Source organism: Synechococcus sp. R55.7 (assembly GCF_047461955.1).
Taxonomy (GTDB): domain Bacteria; phylum Cyanobacteriota; class Cyanobacteriia; order Thermostichales; family Thermostichaceae; genus Thermostichus.
On sequence record NZ_JANSIC010000040.1, the window covers coordinates 11,346 to 14,063 of the forward strand.

Annotated in this window: 2 protein-coding genes; both read left to right on the plus strand. The window is 55.7% G+C overall.

Going from position 1 to position 2,718, the window contains the following annotated elements; genetic code table 11:
• Positions 1-171: 171 nt before the first annotated feature.
• A complete protein-coding gene (locus NW820_RS03535) occupies positions 172-1,080 on the plus strand; it encodes a hypothetical protein (protein WP_414406694.1) in 909 nt (302 codons plus the stop codon).
• 43 nt (positions 1,081-1,123) lie between these two features.
• The gene (locus NW820_RS03540) at positions 1,124-2,710 is read left to right on the plus strand and encodes an ArnT family glycosyltransferase (protein ID WP_414406695.1); all 1,587 of its coding nucleotides are present in this window, start codon (positions 1,124-1,126) and stop codon (positions 2,708-2,710) included.
• Positions 2,711-2,718: the final 8 nt, after the last annotated feature.

Genomic DNA, 2,718 nt, shown 5'->3' on the forward strand with positions numbered 1-2,718 from the left:
ACTCAATTTCCGCTCCTGGTTGGAGAGAGGGGAAGTTGAATACAGCACAGCGAAAACCGGAGGACTTACTGCTTTTCATAATTTTTTAAACGCTTCGTATTCTCGGAAACAGACGACCAACAGACTAGCAAGTTATAACTGAGCAAATCCGGCTTTCTTGGAGTTAAGTCTATGAAATGCGTGGAGGAGAGCCACAACAAGCGCGTGTACCAAGAGCCTCCCAAGGATTTATCTTTTCGGCTACTTCTTGCCTTTCTATCTGTTGTCTTCATTCCTCTATCTGTCTTGACTTTACTTTGGTTGCACCAAGGCGATCGCCACTTCACCTGCTTTCGAGTTGCCCAGTCTGCGGTTAACTGCGAAGTGTTTTTCCAGCCGTTGCTGCCTTTGCCAAGTACGACTAAACTCTACAAGGACGTGAGAGGGGCTGGAACCAGAACCGAAATCAAGGAAATCAAGACAGATGAAGATGGATATGGACACAGAACAACCTACTACTATGTCACGCTGAAAACTCCTGCAGGAGAAAGGAAAGCCTGGTCGGCTTTCAGTGAGAGTGAGGCTCAGGAACTGGCAAGGCGCATTCAGTCTTTTGTGAACGGCACAGAGAGTCAGCTCTTGGTAGATAGCGATGAGTTCGTCTTAGGAGATTTAGTGATTGTGATCTTGTTTTCCCTCATCTTATTGCCATTTCTATTGCCATTTCTTTTGATAGGGGTTTCTATGCTGATATCGCCTTTGTGGCGCCGCCGCGTGACTTTGGACAGCTCCCTGTACCAAATCCAGGAGGAGTACCTCACTCCTTTTGGATCGCGAGGGCAGAAAACCTATTCCTTCCGAGATGTGCAGCAGGTCACGGTTCAGGCCAGGACAGATTCTGATGGCGATACTAGCTTTTCGGTAGAGGTGACATTGCAATCACAGAAGCCTTTGCTATCCATCTCCAGTGGCGGTGAATCAGAGGCGCGGGCAGAGGCCGAGAAGCTGGGTCAATTTTTGGGGTGTCCGGTCATTTTGCTGGAGACAAAAAAAATCGGATTGCTCAGATTGCTAAAGGGACGTAGACCCGGAGGGTGTTAAAGGTAAGTTAGATCTGTCGATTTGCCAAAAGGGAGCCCCTCCATTGCCTAGAGCGGTTTGGCTAATCCTGGGGTTGGGCTTGTTCATGCGGGGCCTGGTGGCTGCCCTTTTGCCGCCGGGCTTTGACGAAGCCTACTACTACCTCTACACCCGCCATCTGGATTGGAGCTATTTTGACCATCCGCCGCTGGTGGCCTGGACAACGGGCTTGGGGCCTGCCTTGACCGGCCAGGTGTCGGCTTTTTCTATTCGACTGGGATCCCTGCTGCTGTATTGTGGCTCTTCCCTATTCCTCTACTACACCGGAGCGCGCCTTTTCTCTGTTCGGGCGGGACTGATCAGCTTGGCGGCCATCAGCATCGCACCCATCCTTTGGATTGGGTTTGGGGTGCTGACCCTGCCGGATAGTCCGCTGGTCTTTTTTACGGCAGCAACCCTATGGGTGGCCGCTCAGGAGTTTTTTCCGGTGCCTTTGGGGCAGGGGAAATTGGGAGTCTATGGGGCGGCTCGCTATCGGCCAGGGCCTAGGCTAGCGCTCATAGGTCTCTTGGTGGGGCTGGCCTGCTTGGGGAAGTACCACGGCTTGGCTTTGGGGTTCGGCCTGGTACTCTTTTGTCTGCTCAGCCCAGTTCATCGCTGTGCCTTGAGGTCGGGCTGGACGGTGCTGGCGGTGCTGGGTTTTGTGCTGGCCTTCAGCCCGGTGCTGATCTGGAACGCCCAGCAGGATTGGGTCTCCTTTCGCTTTCAGGCGGGGCGGGCGGTGCCGGAGGCAGGGTATCAACTGCAAGCGCTGGGGCTGACGATCCTTTCTGAAATCTTTTACCTGTTCCCCAGCTTGGGGATCCCTTTGTGGTGGGCGAGTTTGGCAGGGACGGGTCGGGTGGCCCTGCAGATTCTCCGCGGGATGCGGCTGACGGATGAAGAGCTCAAGCACCTTTTGATCCTGGCCTGTGGATTACCGCTGGTGTTGGCCTTTACCTTGATGGGAGGCTACCGGCCCATCTTGCCCACCTGGCCCATGCCGGGGTTTTGGGTGCTGACGCTGCTGCTGGGATCCTTCTGGGAACGGTGGCCGGGAGCGAAGCGAACCTTAGTGGGGACGGCAGTGATGGTCAGTTTGGTGGTGGGGGTGGGGCTGGCCCATGTGCGCTATGGCCTGCTGCAGGCTCCTGGCGGGCTGGGGCTGTGGCCCGTGGAGCAGGATCCCTCTACTCAGCTCATTGAAATTGAGCAGTTGCGGCAGCGGTTTCGGACGGATCCCCACCTGGCTCAAGCCCTTGAGGAGGCAGAGTTCGTTTTTACCAATGTCTATTTTTTGGGCGGTCAGATCGCCATGGCCCTGGCTCCGCTGACGGACAAGCCTCTGACCTGCCTGGATGCAGATTTGCGGGGCTTTGCCTTTTGGTCGCAGCCGCAGGATTGGCTGGGGCAGGATGGGCTGCTCATCACTTCCAAGCTGTTCCAGCCGAGGGCAGGGATCCCAGCCACCTATGGCGACTACTTTGCCCAAATCGAGCCTGTGGCCGAGGTTCCCCTGGTGCGGGCAGGGGCGGTGGCGCAAACCTTTCAGGTGTACCTGGCTCGACAGATGCGCAAGCCCTATCCCCGCCCTTATTCCCGCCTGCAATAACAGCAGAG

Bases quoted from the DNA above. Each gene is read 5' to 3' on its own strand.
- NW820_RS03535 (WP_414406694.1), top strand. From the start codon at position 172: ATGAAATGCGTGGAGGAGAGCCACAACAAGCGCGTGTACCAAGAGCCT.